Source organism: Peribacillus sp. NPDC097895 (assembly GCF_050277555.1).
In the GTDB taxonomy this organism is placed as follows: Bacteria; Bacillota; Bacilli; order Bacillales; family DSM-1321; genus Peribacillus.
On record NZ_JBNNSH010000002.1, the window covers coordinates 603,540 to 621,640 of the forward strand.

Below are 18,101 nucleotides of genomic sequence, written 5' to 3' on the forward strand. Positions count from 1 at the left end.
TAATCCTTTTTCCCTAGGAACGTTTTACAATTATTTTGAATCGAGCTTTATATTAAAGATATTTTCACATAAAGAAAGGGAGCTAAATCAAACTTTCTTACATCCGACAGTTAAATGAAGATTAACAAGACCATTCTTTTTAACCGTGCAATTTTTTATGTTTCTTTCTAGAAAAAAGAGGTAATAGTAAAGATACAATAATATATAGAGGGAGCTCATGTATGGTAAACCAGATAAACGATGAACTAGAGGCTTATTGTTCGAGTGAATATTCAAAGCTATCACGGGTGATCGTCTGCGAACCTCGTTATATGGAGATTCGCGATATCATTAACGAAACACAAAAAGAGTTTAAGGAAGAGAACATCGATCAAGCACTTGCCTTGGAGCAACACGCCTTCTTTACAAAAGCACTTGAACATGAAGGCATTGAAGTCATTAAACTACCACCTAAATCTACATATCCAGAACAAGTCTTTACTAGAGATATCGGTTTCACCCTTGGCAATACCGTATATGTCGCTGAGATGGCTACAGATATCCGGCAGGGTGAAGAACTTATATTGAAATCTTGGCTCGAAACGAATGATATCCCATTTTTCAACCTCCAAAAAAATCATATAGAGGGCGGGGATGTCATAATTGATGGTAAAACCATCTATATCGGAATCAGTAATAGAACGGATGAGCCATCCATCAAGCATCTCCAAACGTTATTACCGGAATACGATTTCATTGCGGTTCCTTTCATTGAAAAATTCCTTCATTTAGACTGCGTTTTCAATGTTATATCGCCAACAGAAGCGCTTATTTTTCCAGAGTCCTTTACAAAAAAAGAGTTGGATTTATTATCTTCTCGTTATGAGATCATTGAAGTGACTAAAGAAGAACAATTCACACTAGGAACCAACGTGCTTTCCATTGGAAATAAAAAATTATTCAGTCTCCCATGTAATGAACAAGTAAATCGCCAACTTCGTGAACGTGAATATGAAATCATTGAAGTCGATATAAGCGAAATCATCAAGTCCGGAGGCTCTTTCCGTTGTTGCACCATGCCTTTATTGAGGACAAAGACTAAAATGACTGGACTAGCCTAGAGCAGAAGGGAAGGTTTCACCGGACTGCCGTATGGAAGTCCGGTATCTTTCTCTTTTTTAAAACAAGGTGTTATCAAACATTCATAAAGATTTTATTATGAGAAACACGCATCTTAAGAACAGGAAGGATTAAGGGTTTAGTTCTTTTTTTAATGCCCCGATACCATCCATTACACTTTTTAAATGTTCAACATCATTCAATCTGTTTCTTGCATGCAGCAAAACCGGTCTAACTGATTCCACCGAGCGTCCAAACTCGTACATCCATTCATATCGAGGAACCATCCAAGTATGAAAATGGTGGGTAGTATCCTCATTGTAAAAATAATAAACGTGTTCTATCTTCAATATTTCCCTTTGAGCTTTTCTAATCTTGGATAATAAGTTTATGTAATCAACCTTTTCTGGTTCATTTAATTCATCAAAGCACTTAATATGGCGTTTAGATGCTAATATTACTAATCCTTCAATGGGATATGCAACGTCTTGGTGAGCATGAAAATATTCAGTTTCGACTATTACACCACCCTGGGCTTCTACTTCCCCACTTGTCAAAGCACAGCTTAAACATTCAACTTCCACTGTTTTTCCAGTAGATAAAGTAATTTTCCTCATAAGTCCCCCTAAATATTACACCTTAAAAAGCCGGCTATGTTAAATAACTCTAACTCTGTTGATATTCGGGCACATGAGAGTTCTAAATACCATAAAAAGATACTTGTCTGGAATTTTGAAAGTATGCGTCTTCTCCTTTTCATTAATGCAGCAGTCTTAATATAGTTTCAGAATCCTTTCTGTTTAACTGTACATAGAGGCTATGTTCATCGCGCGTCAATTCAACCAAATGTTTATCCGGATTAACCCAAACATAATAAACGGCTATTTTACCTTCATTTTTATCATCATTAAAATAAAAGATGAAATCCGCCTTTGGACGGCCCTTCTCCAACTTGAATTCGTTCCAATTAGCTTTCTCTATTATTTCTTTTGTTTTTTCTGTTCTTTTAACTTCTATCTTTTCTTTATATGCTTCGAATATATAGGTTTTACCTATATATTTTTGAATGGAAATATGTTCTTGCTTTGTTGAACAACCTGCAGTTAACGATATTGATAATAGGAAAAGTGCAAGTAGAATTGATTTCCTTTTCAATAAATTTCATCTCCTTATACCCGAATGGATTAATTATCCAATATATTTCATTATACTAGTCAACTTAAATGAGTAATAGGATTGTTTATTTATTATTAAGAAAATCGCAAAATCGTTTTAGCAACAAAAAAAACCTCAAGCCTTTGACTTGAGAGTCCACGATTCCATATCCCTTGAGCATACAGCCTGGATTCAACTAAACCAAACTGAAAATAGTTTCTCATTGATACCCAAATTATACATATAATAGATTCCGAAAACCATGCTTATCACACCTGTCAACCGGATGAGTGAACGATTCACTTTTTTAGAATAAGTACTTGTGACAAAGGGGATGCTTAAAATCGTCGTGAACAGAAGCATGCCTATGCATGTACCAACACCAAATATAATAATGTAGATTGCGCCTTGCCATGCTGCATCTATTGTACCCATTGTAAGAAGGACCATTGCAGCACTGCCGGCAAGTCCGTGGACAATTCCTACAAACATCGATTTCAGATAGGTAGCCCGGCCTGTATGATCATGTTGCTTATTCTTCCAAGAAAAAATCGTCGTGACACCTAAATATACCAACATTATTCCCACAAGAAATTCCAATGACATTGCCCAGGCTTGCGGAATTTCATTTTTTAAAAGGATCAGGATGACACCGAACACCAATAGAGTAAGTGTATGGCCAATTCCCCAAAATACGCCCGCAAGAGATGATTTCCATATTTTCTTGCTTTGGCTCGCAATTGTGGAAACGGCAATGATATGATCGGGTTCAAGGGCATGCTTGATCCCTAATACAAATCCAAACGCTAAAACCCACAATAAACTCATTTCCATGACCCCCCCGTTTCTAATATTTACGATAAAAAATGGCATCCTCGCGCAGGACCCTCCTTCGGAAGAGATCCTCACAAACAGAAAATACCTTTTCAATCTGCTGGGTTTGATTTGCCAATACCCGCAGCATTAAACCGCGAATTGGCAACCGGGAAAAACCTATTCTAACATTGGGTCTTAACGAGGAAAGCATTTCATCGAGTTCGGCCATGATTTCCCCATCCACCCCTTCATGTATCAATAAAAATGAGCCGAAATGGCTATATCCCTCCAATAGGAGAACAGAGCCCATCGCGTCGGAAGGATTCAAAATCAAGTTGTCCATGATCAGTCTTTTCCCATCAAGGAACACGTTCATTTTGGGGCGGATCCAATCATATGTAAATTCCGTCATACTCTCTGACCAACCCGGTGTAAATATCTCCGTCAGCAACACCCCTGCTCCGCTGTCCATATGTATCGTCGTATCCTGAATGTATCGAGCTGACTCATAAGCAATTATGGGGTCCTGCACATAGGTTAAGAAACTCCCCTTTTTTAATACGATCTCAGTTTCCTGCTTTGCCGGCTCCCCCATCGTTTTGAATACCTTTGTCGCCGACTGTGTCGTCAAGGTCATTGTAGATCCTTCTTCCAAACAAAAATGCTGATGATACCTGTCACCACCGACATAACCGCCCCCCACATGAATGAGAAAATAAGTGGGTGCAAGTTCATCAAGAAACACAGGACGGGACAACTTGAATGCCCCGTCATAATAACTATCCTTCACTATTGTACGATCATTTTTCAGTATCGCCTTTAAGCGGATGCTGCCTGTCCACCTCACTGCTCAAGACCTACAAAAAACGCCTCTGACTTTATCCAGTTTACGACATCAGTCAAACCCTTTTCGTCTTTTAAGTTCGTAAAAAAGAAAGGTTTGTCCCCTCTTGTCCTTAATGTGTCCCGTTTCATCACTTCCAGGCTTGCTCCTACATAAGGGGCCAAGTCCGTCTTATTAATGATGAATAAATCCGATTTAATCATTCCCTGGCCACCTTTTCGGGGGATTTTCTCCCCTTGTGCAACATCAATGATATAGATTGAAAAGTCAACGAGTTCAGGACTGAAGGTGGCCGCCAAATTGTCACCGCCGCTTTCCACAAAAATCAAATCCAGTTCCGGATGGAGTTCCATCAATTCATCAATGGCCGCAAAATTCATCGAAGCGTCCTCACGTATAGCCGTATGCGGACAGCCGCCAGTTTCCACTCCGATGATCCGATTTTCAGGAAGTACACCATTTTTCATTAAAAATAACGCATCTTCCTTTGTATATATATCATTCGTTACGACTGCCATGCTGAAGTCATTTTCCATTACCCGCGTCAACTTCTCAACAAGCATCGTTTTTCCGGCACCAACCGGGCCGCCTACACCAATTTTCACAACTTGTTTCATCTATAAACGATTTACCTCCATAGGAAGCAAACCTTTCACCTCTTTTCTAGTTAACTCATAAATAGTCTTACATGTAATTGCTCATGCCTCATTTGCGCGATTTCCAAACCCGGCAATGTCCTTCCGAGTTCATCCTCCGGAAGTTCTTTGACTAATGCAACGGCTGTCTGGATTTCCTCATGCGTCCATAACAACAAGGATTGTCCCGCTGTCTGACCCAAAGGGATTCCCCTGACTGCATTTTGGATCAGTGAGGAAACGGCTGCATACAAACAGGCATGAATGGCCATTTCCACAGAAAGATTCAGTTCGGTACAAACAAGCGCAAAAACAATGGCCGGATGTCCATAGCATTGTTTTCCTTGGATTTTCTTCAAGTATACCGATAATTCTTCGGATGGATATAAGTTCGAGCATAGTTTAGCCATCTGCTGCCCAATTCTTTTGGAGGCTTCTCTGGATTCCCGGGCGGAACATGCAGCATAAAGCAACTCATCCAAATCCCATACTTTTTCAGCCCTATGACTTTTTATGAATTCATAAGTAAGCCGGCAGCCCAGTCCATCTGTATAGGTTAATGATTTTGAAATGTATACCTTCAAAAACTCCTTTAAAGAAGCTGCATCATGTATCTTCCCCTCTTGAATGTAAGTTTCCATCCCGAATGAATGGGAGAACGACCCAGATGGAAAATTGGAATCACAAAGCTGGATTAACGGAAACAAACGTTCAATCATGTGAATGGCCGATATGACGGAATGCCTGCTTCACCTTTCTCTTTTCACGGCGAAACGGTATTTCCAGTTCCATCAAAAGCTCTTCAACTAAATAATCATATTGAACAAGCATTTCATCCCCATCGAATTGGGCTGGTAAGTGGCGATTTCCCAGTTGATGCGCTATATCACCCATCTGCCCTAGAGTCGTAGGCGAGATCGTTAAAATATCGTCATCTAGCGTTTGGATCACAATCATATTTTTATCATCCATATAAAGAATGTCCCCATCCATCAAATCCTTATTTTCTTTAAGGCGAATCCCAATTTCATTGCCATGATCTGTTTTAACCCTTAGAATCCGTTTTCTTAATGCATCGCTTTCCAGATAAACCTTTTCCATATGTTTTGCCTTTTTTTCAATAAACTCTATATTCCCCAAAATCTCTTCAACTATCATGCTATCACCTCAGAACAAAAAGTATCGTTGCGCCATCGGCAGGATATCCGCAGGCTCACACGTAATTAAATCACCATCCACCGTCACTTCATATGTTTGTGGATCAACTTCGATGACAGGGGTCTCCCCGTTTAACTTCATATCTTTTTTTGTAAGATTACGAATGTTCGAAACAGCCTTCACTATTTTTTTCAAACCCAGGTCTTCATGAATTCCCGCTTCATATGACGCTTTTGATAGGAACGTAATCGACGTACTTGCAACGGCCTTTCCAAAACTTGCAAACATCGGGCGGTATAACACGGGTTGAGGCGTTGGAATCGAAGCATTTGGATCTCCCATTATACTGTGCGCGATCATGCCCCCTTTTAGGATCATGTCCGGTTTAACCCCGAAAAAGGCAGGATCCCATAACACCAAGTCTGCGAATTTCCCTTCTTCCACAGATCCGACGACACCAGAAATCCCATGTGTAATTGCAGGATTTATCGTATATTTGGCAATATAACGCTTAACGCGGAAATTGTCCCCTTCCCCTTTATCTTCCAGCATTTTGCCACGCTGCTTTTTCATCTTATCGGCCGTCTGCCATGTTCGCAGTATAACTTCTCCTACACGCCCCATCGCTTGGGAATCGGAGCTGATCATGCTGAAGACGCCCAGGTCATGCAGAATGTCTTCAGCGGCAATCGTCTCTTTTCTTATACGGGAATCGGCAAAAGCGATATCTTCCGGAACGGATGGATCCAAATGATGGCAAACCATCAGCATATCCAAATGCTCTTCCAACGTATTGATGGTGTATGGACGGGTAGGGTTCGTGGAGGACGGGAGAATATTCTGATAGCTAGCCGCCTTGATGATATCAGGGGCATGCCCCCCGCCCGCTCCTTCGGTATGATAGGTATGAATGACACGGCCGTCGATCGCTCTGATCGTATCTTCGACGAAACCACCTTCATTAAGCGTGTCTGAATGAATCGCCACTTGAACATCGTATTCGTCAGCCACCATTAAACTTGTATCGATCGCTGCAGCCGTCGTGCCCCAATCTTCATGTAATTTCAGCCCGATCGCACCAGCCTCTATCTGCTCAGCAAGCGGTTCTTTGGCCGAGGAATTGCCTTTGCCTAAAAAACCGAGGTTCATAGGAAAATGATCTGCAGCTTCGAGCATTTTATGTATATTCCAAGCACCCGGTGTACACGTCGTGGCGTTCGTTCCCGTTGCAGGTCCGGTTCCTCCGCCGATCATTGTCGTGATCCCGCTTGAAAGTGCAGTTTCGATTTGCTGCGGGGCAATGAAATGGATGTGGGCATCAATACCACCAGCGGTGACGATCTTTCCTTCAGCTGCAATTATTTCGGTCGCGGCCCCTATCACCATTGTCACACCGTCCATCAATAGGGGATTTCCCGCTTTTCCGATCGCTGCAATATTTCCATCCTTCACGCCGATATCCGCTTTATAAATGCCGGTATAATCGATGATGATCGCGTTTGTGAATACAAGATCCATCACCTCATCTCTTGAAGCGGTCGGATGTTGGCCCATACCATCACGGATCACCTTCCCCCCGCCAAACTTCACTTCATCTCCGTACTTGGTAAAATCTTTTTCCACTTCTATGAAAAGCTCGGTATCTGCCAATCTAATTAAATCTCCTGTTGTCGGACCAAACATGTCGGCATATTGCTTACGTGACATTTCATGACTCATATTTTCACTCCCTATCAAGCGGACCATTCGTTTTATTGTTTAATCCATAAACTTCCCTCTTACCTCTGAATGGAACCAGTTCGATTTCCTTGGCATCCCCCGGCTCAAAACGGACAGCTGTACCGGCAGGAATGTTCAACCTTTTCCCAAAAGCATCCTCACGAGTAAATTCCAAACCAAGGTTCACTTCATAAAAGTGAAAATGTGAGCCAATTTGTATTGGACGGTCTCCCCTGTTGATGACGGTTATGACCGTTGAAATCTTACCTTCGTTACATACGATTGGTTCTTTTTTCAAAATATATTCACCTGGTATCATGGCCTCGCCCCCCTCACTGAATCGGATCGTGAACAGTCACAAGCTTTGTACCGTCCGGAAACGTCGCCTCGACTTGAATATCATGGATAATCTCAGGGATTCCTTCCATTACATCTTCACTTGAAAGAATCGTCCTTCCAAATTGCATCAATTCCGAAACTGATTTACCATCCCTTGCCCCTTCCACAATTTCATAGGTAATCAAGGCAATCGATTCCGGATAATTTAATTTCAAGCCGCGATCTTTTCGCCTTCTTGCCAAATCTGCCGCCACTACAATCATTAACTTTTCCTGTTCCCTTGCTGTTAAACGCATGCCCTCTCTCCTTTTAACAATCTAAACCACCTAATATTCCAGGTCCCCCCACTAAGTCCAGATGCAACTCTTTTCATTGCATCACATGCATCTCACACGGATCCAATTACCTAATTCGTCTCATTATGATCATCACCTTTACATAACTGCGTAATATTATATAACATTGTTTTAATTATAATGAATTATCTGACAATTACAACCCTTAGAATGAACTTAATTGTGCCCTCTTTTGAAAAGGCTTAAATTTGATAATATTGAAACGTCCTTGCTATAATTCGGTGAGATACTTTTTTGAATCATAGATTGAAAGGGGAATGTATAGAATGAATTATGTAAAAAATCAGCTGACAGTCATGCGCCGAAGTCTTTTAAGAGAAATCGAGGGAGTCAATCCTGAGTTTATGGATGTGCAGCCTGCAGGATTTAATAATACGATCCACTGGCATCTTGGACATGTTCTGACTGCAGCGGAAAAATTTTTATTGAACTCCAACAGTAATCTGCCTGCTCATTACAGCCAGCTATTCGGATATGGTTCAAAACCAGCCGAATGGACCGGGGATGTACCTTCCGTAGAAGTATTAAAGCAACAGTTGCAAGAACAACTTGTTCGCCTTCTTGAAATTCCAGAAGAGAGCTTGACGGAAAAAGTAGCACAACCTTTCCAAGGAATGGAAACAGTGGGGGAATTCATTAATTTCGTAGTCCTGCACGAAACGAATCATATTGGACAAATTCACGCTATGAAACTCTTCATTCAATCTACTAACTGATAAAGCCACATACTGCCGCTCAATTTGCATCCAAAATGAGTGGCAGTTTTTTTATGACCCGAATTCGGAGCGTTTACTCGTGAGTTTTCTGCTTTTCTCGTGAATTTGTATGTTACCCATAAGTTTGGAGCATTCCCTTTATGTGCTACAACCCATAAACTAACAGGAGCCCCCGCATCTAAAGCGAGGGCTTTCTTTTGTTCCTTCTCCAAGAAAACGAACCTTCAAGTCAACTGGTCATGTTGATCCATGTAGTCGCTATACGCTTTTTCGGCAGCGGCTTCGGAAGTGAACAAAGCATCATCATCTTCAATGGTATGGAATGTATCGTTCAGGAACAACGCGACTGCATTGGGATTTTTGGGATGTGGGACAATCTCAGCGGCCCTAATATTCGAAACGGTTGGAACATGTGGGTTATTATAAATCACAAACACCTCGTCACCGACTTGTACCTCTTTTGCATTGATTACACCCATTTGGAATTCTTCCTTTCCTTTACTAAATTTTCTTTAGTTTATGGAAAGGTGGTTAGAATTATTTATGGAAAATTACTAGTCCAGGGGAATCGGAATTATGCAAAAGAGACTCCTTCTATATGAAGGAGTCTCATCAATCACTTAAGCATATTCATCTTCTGCAAAAATTCGATAGGATGCTGTTTCCGGAAAAATTCCCTCAGCATGTAAGCAACACCATCTTGATCATTGGAGCGCGTCACCCATTTTGCCACTCTCCTCACTTCCTCATCCGCGTTCCCCATGGCAACACCGAGACCAGAACCCGCTATCATCTCCATATCATCCAATCCATCTCCAATCGAGACGATCTCCGTTCTTTTAACCTCTAAGTGGTCGGCTAAATACAATACACCACTCCATTTTGAAACTCCCTTTGGAACAACTGTCATCTTATGGCCCGGATGTAAGATTGCGTCTACCTCCGGGAACATTTCCTTTATTAACTTCAGCATATCATTTCGGTCACTTTGTTCTGAAAATATTATATCCATTTTCGTCGGGGCCATCGGTTGGTCAATAAGCTCTTCACTGATATCATCCACATAATTTTGAGCATAAATATTTTGATCATTCAAATACATCACCGTTTTGCCCAATAAATTCTCCGGAAGGTTCACTCGATTACCAAGCGAGTATTTTTCATGAATGAGCAAAATTTGGCACGTTGTCTTTTCTAGCATTTGCACGAGCTCCGCAGTCAGTTCTTCCGATATTCTTTTTACCATTATGGGTTTTTCAATGGAAGCCCCGACAAATGCTCCTTGCTGGGCGACGATCATCGGATTTATTTTTAAGGCTTTGGCCACTTTTTTTGCGGAGTGATAGTTCCTTGACGTCACAAGTGCAACATGGACACCTTTTTGGTGCACATAATCGATTGCTTCTTTAGTCGATTTATTTAATCGGCCATTCGACTGGAGCAATGTCCCGTCGATATTGACCGCAAGTAGACGATATACCATGCTGATCTCCCCCATCTGTAATATCCTCTTTAAAATTTATGACTAAAATTTAGAGAGTAGAACAAATAGTAGTTCACTGCCCTTGCATACGATGCTTTCGGACAGAAAAAAACTCCCAACCATATAGGCAGGGAGTCTCCAACAGCTTATTGCTGTTGCTCAGGCAAGCCGTATAAATCTTCAAGCGGCTTCATGATAATTTTATTAAGATCTGCGATGACCATACTCATCCGTTGTTCAGCTTCCATCAATTGTGAAATGGTTGGGTTTTGTTGGACAAGCTGTACCGTCTTTTGTGCTTGCTCAACCTCTTCAGGTGCAATCTCCTGTCCCATCATTTGCTTTTGCTGCAATGACATCTGCAGATTACGGAAGTTTTCAAACATTCCTTTTGTTGCTTCATCAGAATTGACAAGATCATATAAACGATTCAAGTCCGCATATTCATTACTTGCCCGAATTGCCTTTTCCATTTCATACGCTGCATCATATACGTTACTCATTTATTTCCCCTCCCGGTAATCATTGTATTCCTACACCTTTTCCACTATAACAAATCCGATTGCTAATTACACGTCATCCTAATAAAACAGTTGAAATAATCCGATAATCCCACCAACGACGCCCCTAGGTATGTAATTTACGACAATTTGTTTAAAGAACGACTCCTTGTCACCTCTGTTTTGCTTGTAGAAGAATTCTTCAACCCTAATTGCTCAAGCACTTGAGCTGTACTTTTTTCCATGGACAACGCTTTCTTTACTTCTGCCTGAACGAAAATTTTCATATTCTGTATAGAGCATCATTTACGACTTTATGTTGAATGACCTCTGTGCATGATTAAATGATCAACGACCAACTTGCCTAACTGATTTTTCTAACTTATTCTTCAGCTTGCTCATCAGCCCTGGTGTCAACGGCACCGCTTCCCGAAAATATAGATGGATTGCTAGCTCAAAACAGCATCTGAAAGGCAATATATTAGGGAAGCCTCCCATTAAGCTAACATCCTTAAACGGTATCTTTATTCAAAACTCATCCATGAAATTTTTCCTTTTATCGCTTGAAATACAGGGCTTAATGACACCTTCTAATTAAAAAAACATAGAATGTGATATCCACTTTTGCCCATCATTTAATTAATAAAGGACTTCAAACTTAGTGCAAACGGGGAATTAATATGAACCTTAACCATCAGAAAGTTTTCATAACGGTAAATCCTGCGGTGACTAGAAAGAAGGCACTACTGTTTATCGAAGAAAAACTATTTGAGGAATGGGGCCTTCAATTTGGAGAACCTGTTACGATCCAGGCTGGATGCCGTTCCGTCCCTGTTCTTGTCCAACCATTCCCTTCATCCCAGCCGACACTGAAACTTTCTTATGATATGAATCAAATGTTGTCCCTGCCTGCTTTTTCAGATCCAATCTCCGTCTCATTTCATGCGGAAAGAAAGTCAATTAAAATAGGTCCTTTCTTGGCGTTACTCATGAACCAGTCTCCCTTGCAAGACGGGACTTTCGGCGAGATGGAGAAATTTTATCAGGAAATGAATTCATACTGTATTCAACAGGCGATCCCCTTCTATTTAGTTAAATTACAGTCTCTTGAAGAAGGAGTAGTGGAAGGATATTTGTCAGGTCAAAATGGTTGGCAACCGATAACACTTCCCACTCCGGATGTACTTTATAATCGGATACATTCACGCAAACTTGAAGTATCGCATTCCTTCGAGCTGTTTAAAACTGAACTCGAGGCACGGTCGATACCAATGTTCAACGGAAGGTTCCTTTCCAAGTATGATGTACATGAGCTGCTTCTCTTAGAAAATGCGTTGCTCCCCAATTTGCCTGATACGATTCTTTTTAACGAGAAGGAACCCTTTTTGACATTTATTGAAAAGCATTCGGTCGTCTATTTCAAACCGGCGTCAGGCAGTCAAGGCAGGAATATATGTAGATTAACGCAAGTTTCCGGAAAATGGAAAATCGAACACTCCGGAAATATAGAGGATGTGCATTTTGCAGACACGGATGAAAAGTTGTTTAAAACCTTAAAAATCTTTTCCAGAAAACAAGCCTACATCCTTCAAAAAGGGATTTCCCTATTCGAAACTGATCAGAGAAAGCTTGATTTCCGCATACTCCTTCATCAGAATGATGAATTTCAATGGAAAGTTACATCGATGGTTGCCCGGATTGGAGATCCTGGTACCATCGTTTCCAATCTAGCACAAGGGGGGGTGATGAAAAACGGCTCGGATTTTCTAAAGGAAGTATTTGACCATCAGGAAGCTATCCGCATGTATCAAAAGCTGATAAGGTTGGCTAAAAACACTGCCCAGGCTTTGGTTGAAAACCATGACGATCTATTCGGGGAGTTAGGGATTGATTTAGCTCTAGATTCCGACACCCACCCATGGATCATCGAAGTGAATTCGAAACCATCGAAAAAATTTCAAGGCAACTATGAAACTTTTCGTCCATCAGTAAAATCCATCATAGACTTCATGCTTACCCTTAACCGCGAAAACCATCCATAAAGGAGTTGCTAGCACGTGTTAATTGGATTAATGGCCACGTCGGATATACATGAAAACAACTACTTCACCGAAATAGCCAAAACGGCTAAATCATTCAATATGAAAGTTTGTAAATTCACACCGGAAAATATTGATATGGAATTAAAGAAAGTGCGGGGCGAGCGTTTTGATGCTGAGAAAGAAACGTGGATTCCTACATCTTTTGATTTACCCGATTTTGTATATGACCGCTGTTTCCATGGATTATCGCGCGAGACAACCGAAACGCGGGATAAAATCGATTGGTTAAAAGGTCATTCTAATTTTTTGGGGCTCGGCCTTCCTGGAAAGTGGGAAGTTTACCAAATCCTAAAAAAACACCCCCTGCTACAAGCATTTTTTCCAGAGACCTTTCAAGTAACGACATCTGAAGATATTATCGGTCATTTGGAACGCTTGAATAAAGTCATTATCAAACCTGAATTCGGTGCGGGCGGCACAGGAATCTATCTACTTTCAAAAACCGAAGAAGGCACTTTGGTATCCATGACGAAGAAAGGCACCAAATACGAGCGCCCATTTACCTCTACATCTCAGCTGAACAAATGGCTTCAGCATTTATTAAATCGATACCGTTACCTTTGCCAGCCATATTTGGAACTTCGCAATCAAAAAAACGAACCATTCGATTTGCGGATTTTACTTCAAAAAAACGAAAAAAATCAATGGATGGAACGGTGCCGCGGCATTCGCACGGGACAAAAAGATAGTATTACCTCAAATTTGGCCACTGGCGGGGAAGCCATTTCATTGGATACTTTCATCAAGAATAATCCGGAAGCCATTACGATTCCTGTCGAACAAAAGATCCAGCATATCCTTCGTACACTGCCTGCAGAAACCGAAGCTGTCTTTGAAAGGCTATTCGAGTTGGGAATTGATCTAGGTATCGATAAAAAAGGGCAAATATGGATAATGGACATTAACTCGAAACCTGGCAGGAAAATCATTCAGCTACTACAGCCGGAGACCATGAAAGATATACATCGCGCACCTTTTCAATATAGCCAGTATTTAGCCGAACATCTTCAGAAAGCAGGTGAATAAAAAATGAGAAAGACTTATCCTGCAGAAATTGCCGCTATCCCTGGCAATGTCCTCTTCTACCCTTCAGAACTTGGAGATTTGGCAGAGATTGAATTAATCTATTTCGGACAACATTCATGTCCTGCCACCGTGAAACAAAACCCGGCCATCAATCAATCAATCGTCCTATCGGAAAGTCTCGCGGAATCGCTTATATTCGATCACACCGATATTCCTCTTCATTTATTCATATACGGCAAAAGCATCCATATCGGACCGCTGGTTGGAATTTTTTCTTCAGGCTTCACCGGCCTTTCAAACAAACCGCTAGGGGAAAGATCGGATTTTTTCTCAAAGCTCCTTTCCCTGAGCAAAACAACAGGCTGTATCCCCTTTGTTTTCGGAGAGAATGTAATCAATTGGGATGAGGAGACAATCAAGGGTTATGTGTTTGAGAACGATAACTGGCACATTGATGAATTCCCTTTTCCAAATGTCATTTATGACCGGCTTCCCAATCGTTTGACGGAAAACCGCGATGGACCTAAAGAAGTGAAGCAAAAATTCCAAAAAGAATATACCATTCCATGGTACAATCCAGGTTTTTTCAATAAATGGGATGTAAATGAAAGGTTATGTGCGGATGAGCGGGCCCTGCCTTATTTACCGGAAACGTATCCATTTCAATCCATATCTGTGGTAGAAACCCTTCTTTCCCACTACCGTCAAGTTTATATAAAGCCCATTCATGGCAGCTTGGGTCTAGGCATTCATCAAATTCTTTACGATAAGCATGATGATGTGTATTATTGCCGCTATACAAATGAAGCTAAGGAAAATAAATTGCAAAAGTTTTCCACACTTGAATCCATCGTTAAACATATCTTTCATGACCGACCGCTTGAAAATCTTATCGTGCAGCAGGGCATTCCATTAATACGATCCGAAAAACGCCCAGTGGATTTCCGCGTTCATACGAACAAGGACAGTAATGGTATATGGCAGGTAACCGCCATCGCCGCTAAAATTGCCGGTACCGGCAGCGTCACGACCCATATTAAAAGTGGCGGGGTCATCAAAACGATTGCTGAACTTTTCGGAGATGACGCTGAAGCAAAAGAAGTCGAGAAAAAGCTCTCGGAAGCCGCACTAGTATTAAGTGACAGTATTGAAAGACACATGGACGGAATCATCGCAGAAATCGGATTTGATTTTGGATTGGATAAAAAGGGCCAGGTTTGGATGTTTGAAGCAAATTCGAAACCAGGACGCTCCATATTCTCACATCCAAAACTCAAGGATTTTGAATTGTTAACCCGAAAGCTTAGCCTGGATTACGCCATTTATCTTACGGAACAGACGATTACAAATGCCATCAGTGTGCAGCGATGAATATTTTTTACGATATCCCCTCTGAATCTTGGTACCACACCCAAGAGAATGGAGAACTATTCGCCGGCGCTGCCGCGGAAGAAATCCGCTATAAAAAGGACCATTTGAATCAAACACTATTACCAATCACGATATTTCCCGTTTCCAGGATGCTCGTCGTTGGGATATTGACTTCTTTCAATCCCAAAAGGGAATCAGGTTTAGGAGGAAACTTGACCCTTTTTCGGGATTTATCGTTATATTTATCGAAACATGGAATTTTGACCTATGCATTCACAGGAAACGCCCTTCATTCGGAGTCATTGAGAGGATATGTCTTTTCCTCCGAAACAAACAAGTGGATCGAGTGCAGGATGCCGCTCCCTGACATTGTCTATAACCGGATTCCATCGAGGCGCTACGAGTCATCCGGTGAATTCGAACGGATCATCAACCACATCAAAGAGCACCGAATGATTCTATTCAATCCCTGTTTTTTAGATAAATATGTAATGTTTGAAGCATTAAAGGAAGATGAATTCCTTTCCAATCACCTTCCGCCCACGACATTGCTGCGAAACGGCGAATGCCTTAATGCTTTCCTGGAGGCCCACAAGCATATATACCTAAAACCTTGCAAAGGAAGCCAAGGGAAGGGCATTTACACCATCATCAAAAATCCTGATGGTACACTTTTGTTCAATAGCCTAAAACATGGTGAATCCTTTCCGGATTTCACTTCATTCTGGGAAACAAAAAAAAGGGATTTATTAAAAAGAAGCTACCTTGCTCAACGAGCGATCATACCAAAAAAACTTCTTGGTCATCGTTACGATTACCGGATTCTCGTCCATTATGAAAAGGGATTTTATAATGTGACTGGCAAAGCTGTAAGGATGTCACAAACACAGGAAATCACTACCCACACTCCGAGAGGGGGTAAGCTTTTCCCCTATCAAAGCCTCCAATCAAGAAGTTTGGATCTAAACTTGGCGAATATTGCTCAAAAATGCGGAGAGATTCTTTCAAAAAAAATCGGATTTCTTGGAGAGTTTTCCATTGATATAGGCGAAGATGAATCGGGCTCGCTCTTCATATACGAAGTGAACTCAAAGCCCATGCAATTCGATGAAGAGGAAATTGAAGCCAACCGGCTTTTACATTTAAAAAATCTTTTCATTGAATTAACTTTTTCCAACCTGACAATAAAATAACACCTCCAGCTGCCGTTTTCCATTATAATTAAATGAGAGACAGCATATATGGAGGTAATACATATGATCACTCATTTTCAATGGGCACCACTGCATAAGAATCTGCCAGGATGGAAAATTTCCTTTTTCTTCAACAAACAGGTAGTCCAAGCTTTGTATCATAAAGATGGATCCATCGAGTGGACAGCCAACCCGCCTTCCGAAACAGATGAAACCAAACTCAAAAGCATGATCCATGACTTAATGGTCTTCCATGTATATGAATGAATGAATGAACCCACCCTTTTACATTCATGAAATCCCTAAACAGAATAAAAAAACCTCCTTTGCCTAAAACTAATGAAAAGGTTAGGAGGGATTTATTTTGGATAAAGAAAAAATGACATTTTTGAAAGATACCGAATATGATGGCAAGGACTCCGTTTACCTGGATATTGACCGTATCATCAATGAAGGAATGGCAGGCGGAAATGTATATGAAGTCGCTAATCTTCGAAACATCGAGGAAGCACATGATTTTTATGATGAAACCGATCCCAATGTCAACAACTAACGATGGTGGGTTCTCTTATGGAGAACCCGCCCCTTTATCCCGTTCATCTCCGTATCAAGAAAATATGCTTGCACTGCATTCCCCCTACATAAAATCCGACTTTTATAAGTCATTCAAGTTCTTGAATGACAAATAGAAAACATGCAGTCGGACAGTTAAACGGATAGCATTCAAATAGTCCCATTCTCCCTCGCACTCAAAACATTTTCGTTTAAAATCGATGTAATGATATGCTCCGAATCCCATTCATGGTCAGATCTCTCGATAAGGGGATAGCGATTCGGTAAAACGACTTGCTGTATTTCATGAACGGTCAGTCCTTGATCATGTAAACGCAAAATTTCACCACGTAGGTTTTCCAAATAATCCAGTTTTTTTCGAAACATTTCCTTTCCTTCGGGAACATGCCCCGCATGACAGCAAAAAACATCCTTAAAGTCATATTGGAGTAATCTTTTTATGGAATCGATGATGACCGGGACTGACTCTTCCCTTAGGACAAGCTTTGTTTTTGGTGTTACGAAAAGATCACCTGAAAAGAGCATGCCATTACTGTGATTCAAAAACACCATATGGTCTTTTGCATGACCAGGAGTAAAAATCGGCTCCCACGTTTGGGTACGGGAATGAATGGTCTTCCCTAGCGGCTCAGCTTTAAATGCGTCTCTCTTCCCCCAAAATTTTTTGCGATATTCAGGATATTCAGCATCCCTCGCACAAACATCGACCGACATCGGATGAATAAATATCGGGACCTGTTTATGTTCCTTTATCCAGGCTGCTCCCCCCGTATGGTCCTCATGATAATGCGTAAGGGCCACTAAATCGAAATCGGCAGTCTCATAGAATGGAATAAGTTCTTCCAACAATATCTGTGCGCCCGTATCAATCAATAGACCATCCGTTACAAAGACATAGACACTCATCCCCGATTTGATCCCACTTGGAGTCCCGTGCACACAAACCACATCATTTACCGTCTTGATTTCTATCATGCATTGCCTCCCCCATCATTGTAAAAATAGTTTATCTTTTTC

General features: G+C 41.1%; 23 protein-coding genes. 8 read left to right on the forward strand and 15 right to left on the reverse strand.

Annotation, left to right across the window (positions count from 1 at the left end):
- Positions 1-221 precede the first annotated feature (221 nt).
- Positions 222-1,100, forward strand: a complete 879-nt coding sequence (locus tag ACQKMH_RS14280; RefSeq protein WP_427588162.1) for a dimethylarginine dimethylaminohydrolase family protein — start codon at positions 222-224, stop codon at positions 1,098-1,100.
- 129 nt (positions 1,101-1,229) lie between these two features.
- Here ACQKMH_RS14280 and ACQKMH_RS14285 read toward each other — a convergent pair whose 3' ends face one another.
- The 10 genes from ACQKMH_RS14285 to ACQKMH_RS14330 form a co-directional block, all read right to left on the reverse strand.
- The gene (locus ACQKMH_RS14285) at positions 1,230-1,715 is read right to left on the reverse strand and encodes an HIT family protein (RefSeq protein ID WP_427588163.1); all 486 of its coding nucleotides are present in this window, start codon (positions 1,713-1,715) and stop codon (positions 1,230-1,232) included.
- 142 nt (positions 1,716-1,857) lie between these two features.
- Positions 1,858-2,253, reverse strand: coding sequence for a hypothetical protein (locus ACQKMH_RS14290; RefSeq protein WP_427588164.1), 396 nt, complete (start codon positions 2,251-2,253; stop codon positions 1,858-1,860).
- Between the two features lie 192 nt (positions 2,254-2,445).
- Positions 2,446-3,087: an urease accessory protein UreH gene (locus tag ACQKMH_RS14295; RefSeq protein WP_427588165.1), complete on the reverse strand. Its 642-nt coding sequence runs from the start codon at positions 3,085-3,087 to the stop codon at positions 2,446-2,448.
- Positions 3,088-3,100: 13 nt separating this feature from the next.
- Positions 3,101-3,916 (reverse strand): urease accessory protein UreD, encoded by an 816-nt coding sequence (locus ACQKMH_RS14300; RefSeq protein ID WP_427588166.1) that lies wholly within the window; start codon positions 3,914-3,916, stop codon positions 3,101-3,103.
- The gene (ureG, locus tag ACQKMH_RS14305; protein ID WP_427588167.1) at positions 3,913-4,530 is read right to left on the reverse strand and encodes an urease accessory protein UreG; all 618 of its coding nucleotides are present in this window, start codon (positions 4,528-4,530) and stop codon (positions 3,913-3,915) included. The genes ACQKMH_RS14300 and ureG overlap by 4 nt, the downstream gene beginning before the upstream one ends.
- Before the next feature lie 50 nt (positions 4,531-4,580).
- Positions 4,581-5,267 carry an urease accessory protein UreF gene (locus tag ACQKMH_RS14310; RefSeq protein ID WP_427588168.1) on the reverse strand — a complete coding sequence of 229 codons (687 nt, stop codon included), beginning with the start codon at positions 5,265-5,267 and terminating at the stop codon, positions 4,581-4,583.
- A complete protein-coding gene (gene ureE / locus ACQKMH_RS14315; RefSeq protein WP_427588169.1) occupies positions 5,260-5,706 on the reverse strand; it encodes an urease accessory protein UreE in 447 nt (148 codons plus the stop codon). Before ureE ends, ACQKMH_RS14310 begins: the two co-directional genes overlap by 8 nt.
- 9 nt (positions 5,707-5,715) lie before the next feature.
- Complete coding sequence (gene ureC, locus ACQKMH_RS14320; RefSeq protein WP_427588170.1) at positions 5,716-7,425, reverse strand: urease subunit alpha; 1,710 nt, start codon at positions 7,423-7,425, stop codon at positions 5,716-5,718.
- A 4-nt stretch (positions 7,426-7,429) separates the two neighbouring features.
- Positions 7,430-7,744: an urease subunit beta gene (locus tag ACQKMH_RS14325; RefSeq protein ID WP_427588171.1), complete on the reverse strand. Its 315-nt coding sequence runs from the start codon at positions 7,742-7,744 to the stop codon at positions 7,430-7,432.
- A 13-nt stretch (positions 7,745-7,757) separates the two neighbouring features.
- A complete protein-coding gene (locus ACQKMH_RS14330) occupies positions 7,758-8,060 on the reverse strand; it encodes an urease subunit gamma (protein ID WP_230158458.1) in 303 nt (100 codons plus the stop codon).
- A gap of 326 nt (positions 8,061-8,386) precedes the next feature.
- Here ACQKMH_RS14330 and ACQKMH_RS14335 point away from each other — a divergent pair, with 326 nt between their 5' ends.
- A complete protein-coding gene (locus tag ACQKMH_RS14335) occupies positions 8,387-8,836 on the forward strand; it encodes a DinB family protein (RefSeq protein ID WP_427588172.1) in 450 nt (149 codons plus the stop codon).
- Here ACQKMH_RS14335 and ACQKMH_RS14340 read toward each other — a convergent pair.
- The 4 genes from ACQKMH_RS14340 to ACQKMH_RS14355 form a co-directional block, all read right to left on the reverse strand.
- The gene (locus ACQKMH_RS14340) at positions 8,821-9,048 is read right to left on the reverse strand and encodes a hypothetical protein (protein WP_427588173.1); all 228 of its coding nucleotides are present in this window, start codon (positions 9,046-9,048) and stop codon (positions 8,821-8,823) included. The genes ACQKMH_RS14335 and ACQKMH_RS14340 overlap by 16 nt on opposite strands.
- 12 nt (positions 9,049-9,060) lie before the next feature.
- Positions 9,061-9,315: a transcriptional regulator SplA domain-containing protein gene (locus ACQKMH_RS14345; RefSeq protein ID WP_427588174.1), complete on the reverse strand. Its 255-nt coding sequence runs from the start codon at positions 9,313-9,315 to the stop codon at positions 9,061-9,063.
- A gap of 137 nt (positions 9,316-9,452) precedes the next feature.
- On the reverse strand, positions 9,453-10,319 hold the full coding sequence (locus ACQKMH_RS14350) for a Cof-type HAD-IIB family hydrolase (protein ID WP_427588175.1): 867 nt from the start codon (positions 10,317-10,319) through the stop codon (positions 9,453-9,455).
- 146 nt (positions 10,320-10,465) lie between these two features.
- Positions 10,466-10,822: a YlbF family regulator gene (locus tag ACQKMH_RS14355; protein ID WP_427588176.1), complete on the reverse strand. Its 357-nt coding sequence runs from the start codon at positions 10,820-10,822 to the stop codon at positions 10,466-10,468.
- A 677-nt stretch (positions 10,823-11,499) separates the two neighbouring features.
- Between ACQKMH_RS14355 and ACQKMH_RS14360 the strand changes: the two genes are divergently transcribed.
- The 6 genes from ACQKMH_RS14360 (at position 11,500) to ACQKMH_RS14385 (ending at position 17,064) form a co-directional block, all read left to right on the forward strand.
- Positions 11,500-12,861 (forward strand): YheC/YheD family protein, encoded by a 1,362-nt coding sequence (locus tag ACQKMH_RS14360; RefSeq protein WP_427588177.1) that lies wholly within the window; start codon positions 11,500-11,502, stop codon positions 12,859-12,861.
- Between the two features lie 15 nt (positions 12,862-12,876).
- Positions 12,877-13,947, forward strand: a complete 1,071-nt coding sequence (locus ACQKMH_RS14365; protein WP_427588178.1) for a YheC/YheD family protein — start codon at positions 12,877-12,879, stop codon at positions 13,945-13,947.
- 3 nt (positions 13,948-13,950) lie between these two features.
- Positions 13,951-15,318, forward strand: a complete 1,368-nt coding sequence (locus tag ACQKMH_RS14370; protein WP_427588179.1) for a YheC/YheD family protein — start codon at positions 13,951-13,953, stop codon at positions 15,316-15,318.
- Positions 15,315-16,511, forward strand: a complete 1,197-nt coding sequence (locus ACQKMH_RS14375) for a YheC/YheD family protein (protein WP_427588180.1) — start codon at positions 15,315-15,317, stop codon at positions 16,509-16,511. The genes ACQKMH_RS14370 and ACQKMH_RS14375 overlap by 4 nt, the downstream gene beginning before the upstream one ends.
- Before the next feature lie 63 nt (positions 16,512-16,574).
- Complete coding sequence (locus ACQKMH_RS14380) at positions 16,575-16,778, forward strand: YheE family protein (RefSeq protein ID WP_427588181.1); 204 nt, start codon at positions 16,575-16,577, stop codon at positions 16,776-16,778.
- A gap of 97 nt (positions 16,779-16,875) precedes the next feature.
- Complete coding sequence (locus ACQKMH_RS14385) at positions 16,876-17,064, forward strand: hypothetical protein (protein WP_427588182.1); 189 nt, start codon at positions 16,876-16,878, stop codon at positions 17,062-17,064.
- Positions 17,065-17,234: 170 nt separating this feature from the next.
- Here the strand turns inward: ACQKMH_RS14385 and ACQKMH_RS14390 are convergent, their stop codons facing one another.
- Positions 17,235-18,059, reverse strand: a complete 825-nt coding sequence (locus ACQKMH_RS14390) for an MBL fold metallo-hydrolase (RefSeq protein ID WP_427588183.1) — start codon at positions 18,057-18,059, stop codon at positions 17,235-17,237.
- Positions 18,060-18,101 lie beyond the last annotated feature (42 nt).

Excerpts from the sequence above, each read along its gene's own strand:
- ACQKMH_RS14280 (WP_427588162.1), top strand. The coding sequence starts at position 222 with ATGGTAAACCAGATAAACGATGAACTAGAGGCTTATTGTTCGAGTGAA.
- ACQKMH_RS14285 (WP_427588163.1), bottom strand. The coding sequence starts at position 1,715 with ATGAGGAAAATTACTTTATCTACTGGAAAAACAGTGGAAGTTGAATGT.
- ACQKMH_RS14295 (WP_427588165.1), bottom strand. The coding sequence starts at position 3,087 with ATGGAAATGAGTTTATTGTGGGTTTTAGCGTTTGGATTTGTATTAGGG.
- ureG (WP_427588167.1), bottom strand. The coding sequence starts at position 4,530 with ATGAAACAAGTTGTGAAAATTGGTGTAGGCGGCCCGGTTGGTGCCGGA.
- ACQKMH_RS14310 (WP_427588168.1), bottom strand. The coding sequence starts at position 5,267 with ATGATTGAACGTTTGTTTCCGTTAATCCAGCTTTGTGATTCCAATTTT.
- ureE (WP_427588169.1), bottom strand. The coding sequence starts at position 5,706 with ATGATAGTTGAAGAGATTTTGGGGAATATAGAGTTTATTGAAAAAAAG.
- ureC (WP_427588170.1), bottom strand. The coding sequence starts at position 7,425 with ATGAGTCATGAAATGTCACGTAAGCAATATGCCGACATGTTTGGTCCG.
- ACQKMH_RS14325 (WP_427588171.1), bottom strand. The coding sequence starts at position 7,744 with ATGATACCAGGTGAATATATTTTGAAAAAAGAACCAATCGTATGTAAC.
- ACQKMH_RS14330 (WP_230158458.1), bottom strand. The coding sequence starts at position 8,060 with ATGCGTTTAACAGCAAGGGAACAGGAAAAGTTAATGATTGTAGTGGCG.
- ACQKMH_RS14335 (WP_427588172.1), top strand. The coding sequence starts at position 8,387 with ATGAATTATGTAAAAAATCAGCTGACAGTCATGCGCCGAAGTCTTTTA.
- ACQKMH_RS14345 (WP_427588174.1), bottom strand. The coding sequence starts at position 9,315 with ATGGGTGTAATCAATGCAAAAGAGGTACAAGTCGGTGACGAGGTGTTT.
- ACQKMH_RS14350 (WP_427588175.1), bottom strand. The coding sequence starts at position 10,319 with ATGGTATATCGTCTACTTGCGGTCAATATCGACGGGACATTGCTCCAG.
- ACQKMH_RS14355 (WP_427588176.1), bottom strand. The coding sequence starts at position 10,822 with ATGAGTAACGTATATGATGCAGCGTATGAAATGGAAAAGGCAATTCGG.
- ACQKMH_RS14360 (WP_427588177.1), top strand. The coding sequence starts at position 11,500 with ATGAACCTTAACCATCAGAAAGTTTTCATAACGGTAAATCCTGCGGTG.
- ACQKMH_RS14370 (WP_427588179.1), top strand. The coding sequence starts at position 13,951 with ATGAGAAAGACTTATCCTGCAGAAATTGCCGCTATCCCTGGCAATGTC.
- ACQKMH_RS14375 (WP_427588180.1), top strand. The coding sequence starts at position 15,315 with ATGAATATTTTTTACGATATCCCCTCTGAATCTTGGTACCACACCCAA.
- ACQKMH_RS14380 (WP_427588181.1), top strand. The coding sequence starts at position 16,575 with ATGATCACTCATTTTCAATGGGCACCACTGCATAAGAATCTGCCAGGA.
- ACQKMH_RS14390 (WP_427588183.1), bottom strand. The coding sequence starts at position 18,059 with ATGATAGAAATCAAGACGGTAAATGATGTGGTTTGTGTGCACGGGACT.